This window comes from Ruegeria sp. HKCCA5463, from assembly GCF_013034175.1.
Lineage (GTDB): Bacteria > Pseudomonadota > Alphaproteobacteria > Rhodobacterales > Rhodobacteraceae > Ruegeria.
The window spans coordinates 1-16780 of the sequence record NZ_WQFL01000006.1 but is presented as its reverse complement, the minus strand read 5'-3'; the positions used below and the strand labels follow the sequence as shown (position 1 = coordinate 16780).

Annotated in this window: 13 protein-coding genes; 9 read left to right on the top strand and 4 right to left on the bottom strand. The window is 59.9% G+C overall.

What is annotated here, in order from left to right; all coding sequences use genetic code 11:
* Positions 1–34: 34 nt before the first annotated feature.
* Positions 35–3535, bottom strand: coding sequence for a DNA polymerase III subunit alpha (dnaE, locus tag GOW09_RS13445; protein WP_171119080.1), 3501 nt, complete (start codon positions 3533–3535; stop codon positions 35–37).
* Here dnaE and GOW09_RS13440 point away from each other — a divergent pair.
* From GOW09_RS13440 to GOW09_RS13405, 8 genes are all read left to right on the top strand, one after another.
* Complete coding sequence (locus GOW09_RS13440; RefSeq protein ID WP_171119079.1) at positions 3534–3698, top strand: hypothetical protein; 165 nt, start codon at positions 3534–3536, stop codon at positions 3696–3698. The genes dnaE and GOW09_RS13440 overlap by 2 nt on opposite strands.
* A 180-nt stretch (positions 3699–3878) precedes the next feature.
* The gene (xdhA, locus tag GOW09_RS13435; RefSeq protein ID WP_171119076.1) at positions 3879–5240 is read left to right on the top strand and encodes a xanthine dehydrogenase small subunit; all 1362 of its coding nucleotides are present in this window, start codon (positions 3879–3881) and stop codon (positions 5238–5240) included.
* Positions 5237–7639: a xanthine dehydrogenase molybdopterin binding subunit gene (gene xdhB, locus GOW09_RS13430; RefSeq protein ID WP_171119074.1), complete on the top strand. Its 2403-nt coding sequence runs from the start codon at positions 5237–5239 to the stop codon at positions 7637–7639. The genes xdhA and xdhB overlap by 4 nt, the downstream gene beginning before the upstream one ends.
* Entirely contained in the window at positions 7639–8574 is a 936-nt protein-coding gene (gene xdhC, locus GOW09_RS13425) for a xanthine dehydrogenase accessory protein XdhC (RefSeq protein WP_171119072.1), read from the top strand. The genes xdhB and xdhC overlap by 1 nt, the downstream gene beginning before the upstream one ends.
* A complete protein-coding gene (locus GOW09_RS13420) occupies positions 8571–10088 on the top strand; it encodes an ABC transporter ATP-binding protein (RefSeq protein ID WP_152460137.1) in 1518 nt (505 codons plus the stop codon). The genes xdhC and GOW09_RS13420 overlap by 4 nt, the downstream gene beginning before the upstream one ends.
* A 63-nt stretch (positions 10089–10151) precedes the next feature.
* Entirely contained in the window at positions 10152–11234 is a 1083-nt protein-coding gene (locus GOW09_RS13415) for an ABC transporter permease (RefSeq protein ID WP_171119070.1), read from the top strand.
* Positions 11235–11237: 3 nt separating this feature from the next.
* Complete coding sequence (locus GOW09_RS13410; RefSeq protein WP_171119068.1) at positions 11238–12158, top strand: ABC transporter permease; 921 nt, start codon at positions 11238–11240, stop codon at positions 12156–12158.
* A 31-nt stretch (positions 12159–12189) separates the two neighbouring features.
* Positions 12190–13263 carry a BMP family ABC transporter substrate-binding protein gene (locus tag GOW09_RS13405; RefSeq protein WP_171119066.1) on the top strand — a complete coding sequence of 358 codons (1074 nt, stop codon included), beginning with the start codon at positions 12190–12192 and terminating at the stop codon, positions 13261–13263.
* Positions 13264–13387: 124 nt separating this feature from the next.
* On the opposite strand, the gene GOW09_RS13400 is transcribed toward GOW09_RS13405, so the two are convergent.
* The 3 genes from GOW09_RS13400 to GOW09_RS13390 are packed head-to-tail and all read right to left on the bottom strand — an operon-like array spanning position 13388 to position 15440.
* Positions 13388–14185: a metal ABC transporter permease gene (locus tag GOW09_RS13400; RefSeq protein ID WP_171119393.1), complete on the bottom strand. Its 798-nt coding sequence runs from the start codon at positions 14183–14185 to the stop codon at positions 13388–13390.
* On the bottom strand, positions 14185–14925 hold the full coding sequence (locus GOW09_RS13395; protein WP_171119064.1) for a metal ABC transporter ATP-binding protein: 741 nt from the start codon (positions 14923–14925) through the stop codon (positions 14185–14187). The genes GOW09_RS13400 and GOW09_RS13395 overlap by 1 nt, the downstream gene beginning before the upstream one ends.
* Before the next feature lie 2 nt (positions 14926–14927).
* The gene (locus GOW09_RS13390) at positions 14928–15440 is read right to left on the bottom strand and encodes a Fur family transcriptional regulator (protein WP_171119062.1); all 513 of its coding nucleotides are present in this window, start codon (positions 15438–15440) and stop codon (positions 14928–14930) included.
* Positions 15441–15497: 57 nt separating this feature from the next.
* Between GOW09_RS13390 and GOW09_RS13385 the strand changes: the two genes are divergently transcribed.
* Complete coding sequence (locus tag GOW09_RS13385) at positions 15498–16589, top strand: zinc ABC transporter substrate-binding protein (RefSeq protein WP_171119060.1); 1092 nt, start codon at positions 15498–15500, stop codon at positions 16587–16589.
* The last annotated feature ends 191 nt before the right edge of the window (positions 16590–16780 follow it).

Sequence of the window (16780 nt, the reverse complement as noted above, 5' to 3'; positions counted from 1 at the left end):
AGCGGGGCACCAACAGTCTGGCAACAAAGCGGTATCATATCTCTTCGACGGTCATGACGCCTTCAAGGGATTTGATCGCGCCCTTGATCTGCGGGTTGATGGGGAATTCACGTCCCAGTTCCATCTCAACATCGCCGGGCAGGCTGGGGTCCAGCAACATGAACTGGACTGGTCCCCGTGCAGCCCCTTTCGCGGCAGAGGCGGCGTCTTCCAAAACCTTGGCCACCGTTGGTACGGCCTGTGCTTCGTCAACGTAAATTCGCAGCCCAGTTGCTCCGGCCTCGGCCACGAGGGAATCCGCAGGACCAACCGAGCGGCCCAGCAGCTTGAGCTGATCGGCTTCCATCGTTGCCTCGGCAGTCAGCACGACCTGCGCGCCGGTTTCCAGAAACTCGCGACACTTCTCCAGCGTGTCCGAAAACAGCGTGACCTCATAGGCGCCGGTGGGATCAGACATTTGAACGAAAGCAAAGCGGTTGCCCTTGGCCGATTTCCGTTCCTGCCGCCCGGCGACAACCCCTGCCATCTTTGCGATGAGCGGACCAGACCGGGCCTTTTCCGTAACCTCATCCAGCGTCAGCACCTGTTTGCGCTTCAGCGCGGGCATGTAATCGTCCAGCGGATGCCCCGAGAGATAGAAGCCGATGGCCTTGAATTCTTCGCTGAGGCGCTCGGCCGGCAGCCAGTCGGGCGTCGGCGACAGGCGCGGTTCGGGCAGGTCGTCGCCTGCCTCACCGAACAGAGACACCTGATTGGAGTTTTTCTGTTCATGGATCGCCGCCGAATACTGTACCAGACGGTCAAGGCTTTCGAACACGCGGCGACGGTTCTTGTCGAGCTCATCAAAAGCGCCGGCACGCGCCAGCATTTCCAGCGGACGTTTACCGACCTTCTTCAAATCGACCCGGCGGGCAAAGTCAAAGAGGTTGACGAAAGGCTTGTCTCCCCTGCCCTTCACCACAAGGTTCATCGCCTCGACGCCGACATTCTTGAGCGCGCCCAGCGCATAGACCAGCTGACCATCCACCACGTCGAAGGTCGCCAGCGAGCGGTTCACGCAGGGCGGCACGTAAGGCAGGCCCAGCCCCTTGCGGACCTCTTCGAAATACACCGCCAGCTTGTCGGTCAGGTGGATATCGCAGTTCATGACCCCGGCCATGAACTCGACCGGGTGGTTCGCCTTGAGCCAGCCGGTCTGGTAGCTGACCACCGCGTAGGCCGCCGCGTGCGACTTGTTGAAGCCGTAGTTGGCGAATTTCTCCAGCAGGTCGAACACCTCGGAAGCCTTCTTGGCGTCCACGCCGTTCTTGGCTGCACCGGCCTCGAATTTCGGGCGTTCGGCGTCCATCGCCTCTTTGATCTTCTTGCCCATCGCACGGCGTAGCAGGTCGGCGCCACCAAGGCTGTATCCCGCCATGACCTGGGCGATCTGCATCACCTGCTCCTGATAGACGATGATGCCCTGCGTTTCTTCCAGGATATGATCGATCAGCGGGTGGACCGAGGTGATTTCGCGTAGGCCGTTCTTGACCTCGCAATAGGTGGGGATGTTCTCCATCGGGCCGGGACGGTAGAGCGCCACAAGCGCCACGATATCCTCGATGCAGGTGGGTTTCATGCGCTTGAGCGCGTCCATCATGCCCGAGCTTTCCACCTGGAACACCGCCACGGTCTTGGCTGCGGAATAAAGCTTGTACGTCGCCTCATCATCCAGCGGGATAGCGTTGATCTGGTTTTCAGCCCCCTCAGCGGGCTCATAAAGTTCGGTGCCATCGGCGGCGATGTGCAAGGGACGCCCGGATTTGAAAATTAGGTCCATTGCGTTCTGAATCACGGTCAGGGTCTTCAGACCCAGAAAGTCGAACTTTACCAGCCCGGCCTGTTCCACCCATTTCATGTTAAACTGGGTCGCAGGCATATCCGAGCGCGGATCCTGATAAAGCGGCACCAGCGCATCCAGCGGCCGGTCACCGATCACCACACCGGCCGCGTGGGTCGAGGCATTGCGCAACAGCCCCTCGACCTGCTGGCCATAGGTCAGCAGACGGTCAACAACCTCTTCATTCCGCGCCTCTTCGCGCAGACGCGGTTCGTCTTTCAACGCCTTTTCGATGGAGACAGGTTTGACGCCTTCAACCGGGATCATCTTGGACAGACGATCCACCTGCCCGTAAGGCATCTGCAGCACCCGCCCGATATCGCGCACGGCAGCCTTCGACAGCAACGCACCGAAGGTGATGATCTGCCCCACCTTGTCGCGGCCGTATTTCTGCTGCACATAGCGGATCACTTCTTCACGGCGGTCCATGCAAAAGTCGATGTCGAAGTCGGGCATCGAGACCCGCTCGGGGTTCAGGAACCGTTCAAACAGCAGGCTGTAGCGCAGCGGGTCAAGGTCGGTGATCGTCAGCGCATAGGCCACCAGCGAGCCCGCGCCCGAGCCCCGCCCCGGCCCGACCGGAATGTCGTGATCCTTGGCCCATTGAATGAAATCCGCGACGATCAGAAAGTAGCCGGGGAAACCCATGCTTTCGATGATGCCCAGTTCGAAATCCAGACGTTCCTGGTACTCCTCGGGCGTCACGGCATGCGGGATCACGGCCAGACGTTTCTGCAAGCCGTCATTGGCGATGCGCCGCAGCTCGGCCACCTCGTCATCCGCAAATTTTGGCAGGATCGGGTCGCGTCGATAGGCCATGAACGCACAGCGTCTGGCGATCTCGACGGTGTTTTCGATGGCCTCGGGCAAGTCGGCGAACAGGGTCGCCATCTCTTGTTGTGACTTGAAGTAGTGCTGCGCCGTCAGCCGACGGCGGCCTTCCTGCTGGTCGACATAGGCCCCTTCCGATATGCAGATCAGCGCGTCATGAGCTTCGTACATGTCCGGCGTCGGGAAATAGACGTCATTCGTGGCGACCAGCGGCAGGTTCTTGGCATAAGCCATCTCGACATGGCCGCGTTCTGTCAGGCGTTCGGCCTCGGGCTGGCCATCTTCACCCGGATGGCGCTGAAGCTCGATATAAAACCGGTTGGGGAACATTGCCGCCAGCCGATCGACCAACGCTTCGGCCGCCGGGCGCTGACCCTGTTGCAGTAGCATTCCCACCGGGCCGTCAGGTCCACCTGACAGGCAGATCAACCCTTCAGATCGGTCGGCCAGTTCTTCCAAAGTGACCTGAGGCAGTTGCCCGCCCTTGTCCACGTAGAGACACGTGCTGAGTTTCATCAGGTTTTCGTACCCGGTCTCGGACTGCGCCAGCAGCACCAGAGGCGCGGGCGTCTTTGGCTTCTCGCCCGGCTGGGCCTGGACATAGGTCAGATCGACCTGGCACCCCATGATCGGCTGTACCCCGGCGCCGCTTGCGGTGACCGAGAATTCCAGCGCCGAAAACATCGAATTGGTATCCGTTACGGCAACGGCTGGCATCTCCATCTTCTCGCAGAGGCCCGGCAGCTTTTTCAGCCGCACGGCGCCTTCCAGAAGGGAATATTCAGTGTGAACGCGGAGGTGGATGAATCGTGGAGAGCTGCTCATGACGCCCAAGCTACCCCAGCCGGCTGTGCGACAAAAGGCGGAACCGCGCCACGTATGCCGCAAAAATATCGCCATTGATTATTCGGCTTTTTCAGAAGGTGCTTCGGGATTGACTGGGCGCCGCAATCAAAAACCGCTTTATTTACAAGTGGCTGCCCATTAATCGGACAAGACGGCAACAGGCCGTATACGTCTAATGGTGTATAACAGAGGCGGTTTTTCTTGCCAGACAAGCCGCGCTGTTTCTAACATCTCATGGCAAGCAATTCGCCCGCCACTCTTTCTACGTCGCATCGAAGGAGGGCCACAAGGGCGCAACCGGGTAAGGCGACGGGTTTCTCGAATGAACATCACGTTTCTTCTGAACGGAGAGACAGTGGAGTTGGCTGATATCGATCCGACAGCCACCCTGCTGGATTGGCTGCGCGAAGATCGCGGCCTGACCGGCACCAAGGAAGGCTGCAACGAAGGCGATTGCGGGGCTTGCACCGTGATGGTGACGGATGACCAAGGCGCCAAGGCCCTGAACTCGTGCATTCTGTTTCTGCCGCAACTGCATGGCAAAGCGGTGCGCACGGTCGAAGGTGCCAGCGGCCCGAATGGCGAAGCGCACCCGGTTCAGCAGGCAATGGTTGATCTGCACGGCTCGCAATGCGGCTTCTGCACACCCGGTTTCGTCATGTCGATGGTGGCCGGGCACACGAATGGCGCAACGGACCATGACACTTTGCTTGCAGGCAACCTGTGCCGCTGCACCGGCTATGCGCCGATCGTTCGCGCAGCGAAAGCGGCCGAGGAACAGCCCGTTCCGGTTTGGGTCAAAGATAAACCACCTGCAACGATTGCCGCTTCGCGCATGCTGCCAACCTCATCCGACGAATTGGCCGCCGTGTATGCCGAGAACCCGAATGCGACTCTGGTCGCTGGTGCGACCGATGTGGGCCTTTGGGTCACGAAACAATTGCGTGAACTTGACCCGGTGATCTTCCTCAACCGATGTGACGATCTGAAAGAGATCACGATCACCGACGATGAAGTCAGCTTTGGTGCCATGGTCGACATGAATCGCATGGCAGATGCATTGGTCGATCTGCATCCGTCCTATGCCGAGATGATCCGACGCTATGCCAGCGTTCAGGTTCGCCATGCGGCCACGGTCGGAGGCAACATCGCCAACGGTTCGCCCATCGGGGACAACCCGCCTGCGCTGATCGCATTGAACGCGACACTGCACCTGCGCAAGGGCGACGAGCGGCGGTCGATCCCGCTGGAAGAGTTCTTCATCGACTACGGCAAACAGGATCGGGTTCCGGGCGAGTTTGTGGAAGCCGTCAGCTTCCCCCGCCAGCCAGATCGCCTGAAGGCTTACAAGCTCAGCAAACGGTTCGATCAGGATATCTCGGCCGTCTGCGGCTGTTTCAACATAACCGTTTCGGAGGGCAGCGTCACACAGGCGCGCATCGCCTATGGTGGCATGGCTGCTGTTCCGAAACGGGCAACCCATGTCGAGGCCGCTTTGATCGGCAAACCGTGGACGCGCAAGACCGTTGACGCCGCGCTGCCATCGTTTGCCGACGACTTTTCACCACTCACGGATATGCGCGCCTCGGCCCTGTATCGACTGGAAACCGCCAAGGCGATGCTGCAACGGTATTTCCTGGAAGATCAGGGCGAGATCACCAATGTGCTGGAGGTGTCAGCATGAGTGTGACGCAAGCCCTGCCCCACGACGCCGCCCCTTTGCACGTTTCGGGCGCGGCGCGGTACGTGGATGACATCCCGACACCCAAGGGCACGCTGCACCTGGCCTTTGGCCTGAGCCCGATCGCCAAGGGCAAGATCACCGCAATGGATCTGTCGGCTGTCAAAGACGCCGAGGGTGTCGTGATGGTCATGACGGCACAGGATCTGCCATTTGCCAACGATGTCTCGCCCTCGATCCACGATGAGCCGCTGCTGTCGGACGGCACGGTGCATTATATCGGTCAGCCCGTGTTCCTGGTCGTTGCCACCAGCCATCTGGCCGCCCGCAAAGCGGCGCGATTGGGCAAGGTCGACTATGCCGAAGAAACGCCGATCCTGACGATCGCGGACGCCTTGGCCGCCGACAGCCGGTTTGAAGATGGTCCACGCATCTATGCCAAGGGCGATGCGGATGCGGCCATTGCCAGTGCGCCGCATGTGATCGAAGGTTCGTTTGAATTGGGCGGGCAGGAGCATTTCTATCTGGAAGGTCAGGCCGCGCTGGCCGTGCCGGATGAAGGTGCGGATATGCTGGTGCACAGCTCGACCCAGCACCCGACCGAGATTCAGCACAAAGTGGCCGACGCTCTGGGTGTTCCGATGCACGCCGTCCGGGTCGAGACCCGCCGCATGGGCGGAGGGTTTGGCGGCAAGGAAAGTCAGGGCAACGCTTTGGCAGTGGCCTGCGCCGTGGCCGCCCGCGCAACCGGCAAGGCCTGCAAGATGCGCTATGACCGTGACGATGACATGATCATCACGGGCAAACGCCACGCTTTCCGCATTTCGTACAAGGCCGGGTTCGATGAGCATGGACATATACAGGGCGTCTCATTCCTCCACTATGCGATCTGCGGCTGGGCGCAGGACCTGTCCTTGCCCGTGGCCGACCGGGCGATGCTGCACTCGGACAACGCCTACCTTTTGCCGAACGCCCGGATCGAAAGCCACCGCTTGAAGACCAACACCCAATCTGCCACCGCCTATCGCGGGTTCGGCGGCCCGCAGGGCATGGTCGGCATCGAACGGGTCATGGACCATGCCGCGCATGCGCTGGGTTTGGATCCCGTCGAGCTGCGCCGCCGGAATTACTACGCACCCGCGCACGCCGTGACCGAGAGCACACCGACAGAAAAACCACTGGGGCATCCCGATCCGCACGAAGACCTGACCAGCCGCGGCGCCGTTGAAATGGGTGACGCACCGGTGCGTCCTCTGCCCGCCGGCGGGAACACCACACCCTATGGGATGGAGGTCAGCGATTTCGAACTGCACGGCATGACCGAGGCGTTGCTGAAATCCAGCGACTATGCCGCGCGCAAGACGGCTGTCGCGAAATGGAATGCCGAGAACAGTGTAATCAAAAAGGGCATCGCCTTTTCCCCGGTCAAGTTTGGTATCTCGTTCACGCTGACCCACCTCAATCAGGCGGGTGCGCTGGTGCATGTCTATCAGGACGGATCAGTCCACTTGAATCACGGCGGCACCGAGATGGGCCAGGGCCTGTTCCAGAAGGTCGCACAGGTCGCCGCGTCGCGCTTTGGCATACCGCTGGAGATGGTGAAAATCACCGCAACCGACACGGCGAAAGTACCGAACACGTCTGCGACGGCGGCATCTTCGGGCAGTGACCTGAACGGCATGGCGGTCAAGGCCGCTTGCGACACGATCCGCGACCGGATGGCCGCCTATCTTGCGGAACGTCATCAGGCCGATCCATCGACGGTCACGTTCTCGGATGGGCAGGTGTCGGTCTCAGAAGAGCGTTACACCTTCGCCGAAGCCGCCGCACTGGCCTATCAGGGGCGCGTCAGCCTGTCGGCGACCGGGTTCTACAAGACGCCCAAGATCGAGTGGGACCGGATCGCCGGGCGCGGTCGCCCCTTCTTCTACTTTGCCTACGGTGCTTCCGTTACCGAGGTGGCGGTGGACACTCTGACCGGTGAAAACCGCATTCTGCGAACGGATATCCTACATGACGCGGGCGCGTCGCTGAACCCAGCTTTGGACATAGGTCAGGTTGAGGGCGGCTATGTACAGGGTGCAGGGTGGCTGACGACCGAAGAGCTGGTCTGGGATGGCACGGGCAACCTGCGCACGCACGCGCCCTCGACCTACAAGATTCCGGCCTGCTCGGACCGGCCGGACATCTTCAACGTCACGCTTTGGGATGGCGAAAACCGCGAGGACACCATCTATCGTTCGAAAGCTGTGGGCGAGCCACCTTTCATGCTGGGGATCTCGGCCTGGCTGGCGCTGTCGAACGCCATTGCCGCCTGCGGAGACAGATACCCGGCCCTGAACGCTCCGGCCACGGCCGAAGAGGTTTGGCGCGGGGTCCAGAGGATGAAGGGAGGCATCTGATGGGATTTGACCTTGAGGCTTTGAGGGAGGCGGTCAAAACCCACGGGAAAGTGGTTCGGGTGGTCATCGCCGGGATCAAAGGGTCGTCCCCGCGCGAGGTGGGTGCTGCGATGCTGGTCTGGAAAGACGGGCAAAGCGGAACCATCGGTGGTGGTACGCTGGAATACCAGGCCGCGGAGGCCGCACGATCGCAAACAGTCGCCACGCGCCTGACGCATCACACGCTGGGACCGGACATGGGCCAATGTTGCGGCGGAGCGGTCTCGTTGTTCAGCGAAGTCTATGATCTCAAGAAGGTTGAAACGCTGGATGATACGATCATTGCACGATCAGCATCCGGTGGCGCCACGCCTCTTTCGGTCAAGCGAGTGCTGGCGACAGCACGCAGTCAGGGCATTGCACCCGAACCACGCCTGATCGACGGCTGGATGATCGAACCGGTGCATAAACCGGCACGAAACCTGTGGATCTGGGGCGCAGGTCACGTCGGACGGGCGCTGGTGGATGTTCTGTCCCCCCTGCCCGATCTTGCGATCACTTGGGTCGATACCGGCCCCGAGCGCTTTCCGGACGTGATTCCTGCAGGCGTGACCGATCTGCCAGCGACGAAACCGGCCGAACTTGTGCGACATGCACCGCCCAATGCCGAGCACCTTGTGCTGACTTATTCACACAATCTGGATTTAGAACTGTGCAACAGGCTGCTTTTGCACGATTTCCGCTTTGCGGGACTGATCGGCTCGGCTACCAAATGGGCGCGGTTCCGATCGCGGCTGGCGGCCCTTGGGCATCCGCCCGACCGGATAAGCCGGATTACCTGCCCGATTGGTGACCCGTCGCTGGGCAAACACCCGCAGATGATCGCCGTGGGCGTCGCAGCGCAACTGCTGCGCCCGGCCCGGCAGAATGAGTTGAAGAAGGACCTGAGCGCGTGACCACTCCATTGCTGAGCCTGCAAGGGTTGACCAAAGCCTATCCCGGTGTCGTTGCCAATGATCAGGTGTCCTTTGACATCGGAGAGGGCGAAGTTCACGCCCTGTTGGGGGAAAACGGGGCCGGGAAATCCACGCTGGTCAAGATGATCTATGGGCTGGTGAAACCTGACAGTGGCACCATGCTGTTGCGCGGTCAGCCTTTTGCGCCGCCCGAGCCCCGCTCCGCACGGGCCGACGGGATTGCGATGGTGTTCCAGCATTTTTCGCTGTTTGACGCGCTGAACGTGGCCGAGAACATCGCCTTGGGGATGGAAAACCCGCCCGCCATGGGTGATCTGGCCTCGCGCATCCGCGAAGTGTCGGAAACCTACGGCCTGCCGCTGGATCCGTTCCGCACAGTCGGCGATCTGTCCGCCGGGGAACGCCAGCGTGTTGAAATTATCCGTTGCCTTCTGCAAGACCCGAAACTGCTGATCATGGACGAACCGACCTCGGTACTGACCCCGCAGGAGGTCGAAATCCTGTTCGAGACGCTGAACAAGTTGCGGTCCGAAGGCACGTCGATCTTGTATATCTCGCACAAGCTGGAAGAGATTCGGACCCTGTGTGACCACGCCACGATCCTACGTCTGGGCAAGAATGTAGGCGAGTGCGTCCCGTCTGAGACCTCGGCCCGCGACATGGCCGAACTGATGGTGGGAACGGCCCTGCAAACCCCGGAACGTTCGGGGCGTGAATTTGGCGCAGTGACGCTGGATGTCAGCGGGCTGTCGGTGCCTTCTCCGTCAGAATTCGGCACCGCATTGCGCAACGTGCATTTGACCGTCCGCAAGGGCGAGGTTCTGGGCATTGGCGGCGTTGCGGGCAACGGGCAGGATGAATTGCTGGGCGTCCTGTCCGGTGAAATTCTGACATCTGCCGACGCGATCAAGTTCAACGGTCAGGCGATCGGCAAGCTGGGCCCGACCGCGCGACGCAAACTTGGCGTGTTGACCGCGCCCGAAGAACGGCTGGGCCATGCCGCTGCCCCGAACATGAGCCTGACCGAAAACGCCCTGTTGACCGGGTCGGTTCGAGAGGGTCTGGAAAGCAACGGCTTTCTGAAATGGGCCGAGACCAAGAGCTTTGCGGAGAAGATCATCGAGATTTTTGACGTCCGGACACCAGGCCCGGACAACGCGGCGCGGTCCTTGTCCGGGGGGAACCTGCAGAAATTCGTGATCGGACGCGAAGTGCTGCAAAACCCGGATGTGCTGGTGGTGAACCAGCCAACCTGGGGCGTGGATGCTGCGGCGGCCGCGTCGATCCGGCAGGCAATCCTCGACCTGGCGGCAAAGGGAACGGCAGTTGTCTGCATCTCTCAGGATCTGGATGAGTTGATGGAAATCTCGGACAGCTTTGCTGCGCTGAACGAGGGCCGCCTGAGCGCGCCACGTCCGACAACCGGACTGACAGTGGACGAAATCGGGCTGATGATGGGCGGTGCCCACGGAATGGAGGTGGCGCATGTGTGATCTGTTGGGCCGCCTTCGGCGAGAGCATTTGAAAAAAGATGAAGAAGTCAGGGGAACGAGCTGATGATTTTGCTGGAGAAACGTCCTCAGCCTTCCAGGGTCTGGTCTTATGCGACGCCGTTGGTTGCAGTTTTGGCGACGATGTTTTTTGGCGGGTTATTGTTTGCCATACTGGGCAAGAATCCGGTTGAGGCCATCGGCACCATCTTCTGGGAACCTCTTTTTGGTGAATTCGCCTTTTATTACCGCCCACAGCTGCTGGTGAAAGGCGCTCCGCTGGTGCTTATCGCCATCGGTCTGTCGCTGGGCTTTCGTGCAGGCATCTGGAACATCGGGGCCGAGGGACAGTATATCATGGGCGCCATCTTCGGGGCGGGTGCCGGGCTGGCCTTTTACCCTTTGGATGCCTTCTACATCTTTCCGATCATGGTGATTGCCGGCGCCTTCGGCGGCTGGTTGTGGGCCATGATCCCCGCCTTCCTGAAGGTGCGTTTCGGCACCAACGAGATTCTCGTCTCGTTGATGTTGGTCTATGTGGCCGAGCAGATGCTGGCCTCGGTTTCTCTGGGTTTGCTGAAGAACCCCGAAGGGTTCGGCTTTCCGGGGTCCCGCAATCTGCAATCCTATGACAGTGCGCACAATGCCGAACTGATCGCCGGATCCGGCATGCACTGGGGTGTTGTGACCGCGTTGATCGCAGTGATCTTTGCCTATGTCCTGCTGAACCGGCACATGCTGGGCTTTCACATCCGCCTGACCGGTGAAGCACCGCGCGCCGCGAAATTTGCGGGTGTGAACCCGGCCCGGTTGATCCTGTTCTGTCTGGGTTTGTCCGGCGCGCTTGCAGGACTTGCAGGCATGTTCGAAGTTTCCGGCCCTTCAGGCGTTGTCAGCATCGATTTCAACGTGGGCTACGGTTTCACTGCCATCATCGTGGCCTTTTTGGGCCGTCTGCACCCTGTGGGCATTCTGCTGGCCGGTGGACTGATGGCGCTGACCTATATCGGCGGTGAAATCGCGCAGTCGCAGCTGGGCCTGCCTGCCGCTGCCATTCAGGTGTTCCAGGGCATGCTGCTGTTCTTCCTGCTGGCCTTCGACCTATTGACCAACTACCGCATCCGTGCGGCCCGTAACGAGGTGGCGTGACCCATGGACCTTGGTGAAATCAATCCCGTACTTCTGGTCGCTTCACTGATGGTGGCCGCGACCCCCTTGCTGCTGGCCGCGATCGGAGAGCTGGTCGTTGAGAAAGCAGGCGTTCTGAACCTAGGCGTCGAAGGCATGATGATTGTCGGTGCGATCAGCGGCTTCGCGATTTCGGTCGAGACCGGCTCGCCCTGGCTGGGCTTTGTTGCTGCCGCGATCGGCGGCGCCGTTCTATCGCTGCTGTTCGTCTTGTTGACGCAGTTTGCATTGGCCAATCAGGTGGCCAGCGGTCTGGCTCTGACCCTGTTTGGCCTTGGGTTCAGCGCACTGATCGGGCAGAGCTATGTGGGGATCAAACCCCCCAGTATGGGCGACATCCATATTCCGCTGATCAGCGATATCCCGGTTGTCGGCCCGATCCTGTTTCAACATGACCCGATCCTGTACCTGGGCATCGCGATCACGGCGACCGTCTGGGCGGTGCTGAAATACACGCGTGTTGGTCTGATCCTGCGGGCCGTCGGTGAAAACCACGATGCCGCGCATGCGCTTGGCTACAAGGTGATCAAGATCCGCATTCTGGCCATCATGTTCGGCGGCGCCTGCGCCGGTCTGGGCGGGGCCTATATCAGCCTGATCCGCGTGCCGCAGTGGACCGAGGGCATGACCGCCGGCGTCGGCTGGATCGCATTGGCCCTTGTTGTCTTTGCAAGCTGGAAGCCGTGGCGTGTCCTGCTGGGTGCCTATTTGTTCGGCGGCATTACCGTGTTGCAGCTTAATTTGCAGGCAGCGGGCGTTGCCATTCCCGTCGAGTATCTGGCAATGTCGCCCTATATCATCACGATCCTTGTGCTTGTGATCCTTTCGGCCGACAAGAGCAGCGCACCTGCCTCGCTGGGCCGGACCTTCCATGCCTCACACTAGGGGCCAACAGTACCAACTTGGGGAGTAACACATGAAATTCACTACACTTCTGACGAGCGCCGCCATGGCGCTGGGTCTGACCTCGGGGGCCATGGCCGAAGACAAGACCAAGGTCGGTTTCGTCTATGTCGGCCCGGTCGGCGATGGCGGCTGGACCTATGAACATGACAAGGGCCGGCAGGCCGTTGAAAAAGAGTTTGGCGACAAGGTTGAAACCGTATTCGTTGAATCCGTTCCCGAAGGCCCGGATGCCGAGCGTGTGATGACTCAGATGGCGCTGGAAGGCGCGGATCTGATCTTTACCACCTCGTTTGGCTACATGGACCCGACCATCAACGTGGCCAAGAAATTCCCGGACGTGAAGTTCGAGCACGCAACCGGCTATAAAACCGCCGACAACGTCTCGGTCTACTCGGCCCGTTTCTACGAAGGTCGCGCGGTTCAGGGCCACATCGCCGGTAAAATGACCAAGTCGAACATCATCGGTTATATCGGCTCCTACCCGATCCCCGAGGTGATCCGCGGCATCAACTCGGCCTATATCCACGCCAAGAAGGTGAACCCGGATGTCGAGTTCAAGATCGTCTGGGCCTACACGTGGTTCGACCCGGCGAAAGAAGCTGACGCCGCCACTGTTTTGATCGAACAGGGCGCGGACGTAATCCTGCAACACACCGATTCGACAGCGCCGCAAGCAGCAGCGCAAGAGGCCGGCAATGTGATCACCTTCGGTCAGGCGTCGGACATGAGCGAGTACGCACCGCTTCCGCGTGTGTCATCGATCATCGACAACTGGGCCCCCTATTACATCGCGCGGACAAAAGCCGTAATGGACGGAACCTGGACGTCTTCCAACACCTGGGACGGTATCGGAGCAGGAATGGTTGAAATCGGCGAGATTTCGGACGCGGTTCCCGCAGATGTCAAGGAAGAGGCTCTGGCCCTGAAGGCGGCCCTTGCAGATGGCAGCTATCACGCGTTCACCGGTCCGCTGAAGAAGCAGGACGGCAGTGACTGGCTGGCTGAAGGCGAAACCGCTGACGATGGCACGCTGGCAGGCATGAACTTCTATGTTGAAGGGCTGGAAGGCGAAATTCCGCAGTAAGCTGTATCGTCAAGGAACGGAAAGGGCCCGCAATCCGTGTGCGGGCCCTTTTTTGTGCTGTGCGCACCTGAAGTGCCGAACAACGAATGAGATTACCTGGTCAGCGCAATCGAGCTCAGATCCATCACACCCTGCCCTGTCTTCGCCACCCCACCACGCTGAGACAGGCAAACAAGACTGCGGCGACGCAGACAATTGATGGCCCTGCCGGAGTATCAAACACATAAGCTGCCCGTAACCCCGCAACTGAGGACATCGCGCCTATTGCTGCCGCTATCAACGCCATTGATTCGGGCGATCGGGCCAGATTTCGTGCCGCCGCCGCAGGAATGATCAGCATCGCCGCGATCAGCAATACCCCCACAACCTTGATCGCAACAGCCACGGTCACCGCCAGAGACAGAGTCAGAATCAACTGTTCCCGCCTCGGGTCGAACCCACTGGCATAGGCCAGTTCCTCGTTCAATGTGGCCGTCAAAAGCTGAGCCCATCGCCAGGCGATCAGCGCCACGACAAGCGCCGCGCCGCCCCAGATCACAAGCAGATCCGAACGGGATACCGCAAGAATATCGCCGAACAGATATGCCATCAAATCAATGCGGACGCCGGACAAAAACGAAACGGCAACCAGACCGAAAGCCAAGGCGGAATGCGCCAGGACCCCCAGCAGCGTGTCCATCGCATAGCCACGACCCGCCAACAAAGTGACCGTCAGCGCCATAATCAACGCAACAGCCAGCGCACCGGTGAAGATCGACATCTGAAAGGTCAGTGACAGGGCCACGCCCAGAATCGCGGCATGTGCGGTTGCGTCACCGAAATACGCCATGCGGCGCCACACCACGAAACATCCAAGAGGCGCCGCCGCAAACGCAACCCCTATACCTGCAAGCGTTGCACGCATCATGAAATCGTCCAGCATCATTCCGCCGCTTCCTGAGGATTTGCATCATGGTCGTGATGGTGATCATGTTCGTGCCGGTACAGGGCAAGCGCTCCGCCTGTTCCCGTTCCGAACAAGGCCCGGTATTCCGGTGCCGAAGCGACCACCGCCGGCGATCCTTCACAGCATACATGGCCGTTCAGACAAATCACCCGGTCCGAGGCGCTCATGACCACGTGCAATTCGTGACTGATCATCAGAATTGCACATCCGGTTTCGCGGCGCACGGCCTCAATCTGCTGATAGAAACTCGCCGATCCGCGCTGGTCCAACCCCTGGGTTGCCTCATCCAGCAGCAGAAGGTCAGGCTGGTTGATCAACGCCCGCGCCAGCAACACACGCTGAAACTGCCCGCCGGACAGTTGCGACATCTGACGTTTCAACAGATCCGGGACGCCTGCTTTTTCCAATGCCTCGACGCACTGACGGCCGGAGACACGGTCTGTCAGTCGCATGAATCGCTCGACCGAGATTGGCAGCGTGGGATCCACGTGCAGTTTCTGCGGCACGTACCCGATCTTCAATCCGGGTTTCAGCGATACATGCCCGGCACATGGCCTGGTCGCACCGATGATGGCGCGCAACAGGCTGGTTTTTCCCGACCCGTTCGGCCCGACGATGGTGACGATCTCGCCGGGTTCGACAGCCATGTCCACATGGCTCAGAACAGTGTTTGAACCATAGCGAACACTGAGATTCTCGACAGAGACGAGCGTCATTTTCAGGCCTTTTCGGTGCAGTCGGGGCAAAGTCCCTCGGCTTCTACAACCGTTCTTTCGATCTCGAAACCCGCTGCGCGCGCAGCGGCACCCAGAACACCTTTGGCCGGCGTGGACTGCGCCTCGGCAACGGCATCGCACTTTCTGCAAATCATGAATGCCGGCGAATGCGACGCGCCGGGATGAGAGCAGGCAACGAATGCATTCAGCCGCTCGATCTTGTGAACGAACCCGTTTTGAACAAGGAAATCAAGCGCCCGATAGGCGACCGGAGGTTGAGATCCGAACCCTTCCTCTCGCAGGCGGTCAAGAATTGCATAGGCACCAAGGGCCCGATGCTCTTGCAGCAGCATTTCCAAGACCTTGCGGCGAACCGGCGTCAGGCGCAGCCCCTCGCCCTTGCAGCGCGCCTCGGCGGATACCAACGCAGTTTTGACGCAACTCTGATGGTCATGTTCCTGAAACCCGACCGGGGCCGCCTCATCGACAGAGACAGGGTTCGTATCGCTTGTCATGTTATTTCATATCATGTATTGCCACTCGTAACGTTATAAAATCACACAGAGGGTCTGATGTCCAGAAAGCTTCTTCCAGTTTCGATCACGGTTGCATTGATGGGAGGAACGGCCATCGCGGACTTTCCGAACGTCGCGGTCGATATCGCACCGATCCACTCGCTCGTTTCCCGGGTTATGGATGGCGTCGGAACACCGGCCCTGATCGTCGCACCCGGTGCCTCGCCCCATGAATACAACCTGCGCCCGTCCGAGGCGGCCGCATTGCAGGATGCCGATCTGGTGTTCTGGGTAGGAGAAGACCTGACACCTTGGATGGAAAGTGCCATCGAAACCCTTGCCGACAGTGCGACGGTCACGTCCCTTCTTGACGCGGATGGTACGGTTCTTCTGGAGTTCCGCGAAAGCGCTGTTTTCGAGGCACACGATCATGGCGGCGAAGACGAACATGATCATGATGATGAGCACATCGAAGACGACGGGCACGATCATGATGATCATGAACATGGTCACGACGACCATGCAAAGGATGATGACCACGAGCATGATCACGACGACCACGTCAAGGATGATGATCACGATCACGAAGAACATGCCGATCAAGACAAGCATGATGAGCATCATGATCACGCGCATGGCGAGCACGACCCACATGCGTGGCTTTCACCGGCAAATGCAGAAACCTGGCTGAATCTGATCGCCGCGCAGCTGTCGTCTGCCGACCCGGACAATGCAGGTGCATATTTTGCCAATGCCACAGCCGCGCGCGCTGAGATGGCCGCGCTGTCCGCACAAGTGGCCGAGACGCTTGGACCGGTTCGCGGAGGAAGTTTCGTCGTGTTCCACGACGCCTACCAGTATTTCGAGGATGCATTTGACTTTCCGGCCGCAGGTGCGATTTCCATCGCCGACGCCTCGGACCCGAGCCCGGCTCGTATCGCCGAGATTCAAACCCGTATCCGCGAAGAAGGTATCAACTGCGTTCTCGCCGAGCCGCAATTCAACCCCGGTATCGTCAAAACCGTGCTAGACGGGACCGAGGCGAAAACGGGCGTAATCGATCCGCTGGGCTCTGATCTGGAACCCGGAGCCGATCTCTACCCGCAAGTTATTCTCAACATGGCAAAAACTCTGGCCGAGTGTCTCTGACCCTGTTGCAAGCCCGGTTCAGTTTGAGAAACTGGCCGGGTTCAACCTTCCAGAAGACAGTGAGCCTCCCCAACTGAACGGGTCCACCGTTATGTTTAGGAAACGGAGGACTGAGAATGGCAAACAAGCGACCGAAGCCCGAAGAGATTGTCTCGAAGTTACGGCAGGTTGAAGTTCTGATGGGGCAAGGG

Excerpts from the sequence above, each read along its gene's own strand:
- GOW09_RS13440 (WP_171119079.1), top strand. The coding sequence starts at position 3,534 with ATGACGCCCAAGCTACCCCAGCCGGCTGTGCGACAAAAGGCGGAACCG.
- dnaE (WP_171119080.1), bottom strand. The coding sequence starts at position 3,535 with ATGAGCAGCTCTCCACGATTCATCCACCTCCGCGTTCACACTGAATAT.
- xdhA (WP_171119076.1), top strand. The coding sequence starts at position 3,879 with ATGAACATCACGTTTCTTCTGAACGGAGAGACAGTGGAGTTGGCTGAT.
- xdhB (WP_171119074.1), top strand. The coding sequence starts at position 5,237 with ATGAGTGTGACGCAAGCCCTGCCCCACGACGCCGCCCCTTTGCACGTT.
- xdhC (WP_171119072.1), top strand. The coding sequence starts at position 7,639 with ATGGGATTTGACCTTGAGGCTTTGAGGGAGGCGGTCAAAACCCACGGG.
- GOW09_RS13415 (WP_171119070.1), top strand. The coding sequence starts at position 10,152 with ATGATTTTGCTGGAGAAACGTCCTCAGCCTTCCAGGGTCTGGTCTTAT.
- GOW09_RS13410 (WP_171119068.1), top strand. The coding sequence starts at position 11,238 with ATGGACCTTGGTGAAATCAATCCCGTACTTCTGGTCGCTTCACTGATG.
- GOW09_RS13405 (WP_171119066.1), top strand. The coding sequence starts at position 12,190 with ATGAAATTCACTACACTTCTGACGAGCGCCGCCATGGCGCTGGGTCTG.
- GOW09_RS13400 (WP_171119393.1), bottom strand. The coding sequence starts at position 14,185 with ATGCTGGACGATTTCATGATGCGTGCAACGCTTGCAGGTATAGGGGTT.
- GOW09_RS13395 (WP_171119064.1), bottom strand. The coding sequence starts at position 14,925 with ATGACGCTCGTCTCTGTCGAGAATCTCAGTGTTCGCTATGGTTCAAAC.
- GOW09_RS13390 (WP_171119062.1), bottom strand. The coding sequence starts at position 15,440 with ATGACAAGCGATACGAACCCTGTCTCTGTCGATGAGGCGGCCCCGGTC.
- GOW09_RS13385 (WP_171119060.1), top strand. The coding sequence starts at position 15,498 with ATGTCCAGAAAGCTTCTTCCAGTTTCGATCACGGTTGCATTGATGGGA.